General features: G+C 50.6%; 1 protein-coding gene. It reads right to left on the bottom strand.

Annotated features, from left to right (window positions below; genetic code table 11):
* Window positions 1-462: fibronectin type III domain-containing protein (locus EII41_RS13810; RefSeq protein WP_148091776.1), on the bottom strand; the 462-nt coding region annotated here is incomplete at both ends.

Here is a 462-nt window from a genome sequence, read left to right as displayed (position 1 = left end):
TCAGACCGCCCGTTTGACCCACCTCCAAACTGAGCGACGCGGGGCTCAGCGTAACGCCCGTCACGGCGATGGTGGTGGGCTTGGTTTTGACCATTCTTCCAACGTAGTATGCGTAGTTATTGGCTTCATCCCATACCTGCACCTCCAGTACATATTCGGTATCGGGACTGAGACCGGTAATGGTATAGGATGTGATATTGGTAATATAATTAGTATAACTCCACTTTGTTGCTGACTTTTTCATCCAGCTTACCCGATACCTTAGCTTGTTTTGCGGCGTGATGTTATCGGTGCCGCGTGTCCAGTTTACTATAATGCTGTTGGCGGTAGAAGTAATGGTGCCGTAGCTGCCCGGCGTGGGATCTTGGGTATCGGCGGCGGGTTTCGAAGTCCGAGCCGTTTTTACCGGATAGGCACTGGAATTACCCGCGGCATCGAATATCACGGCAAAGAATTCATATT

Source organism: Tannerella forsythia (genome assembly GCF_003860135.1).
Classification (GTDB): domain Bacteria; phylum Bacteroidota; class Bacteroidia; order Bacteroidales; family Tannerellaceae; genus Tannerella; species Tannerella forsythia_A.
Note: the sequence above shows the minus strand (reverse complement) of the source record. Positions and strands in the feature narration are given on the sequence as shown.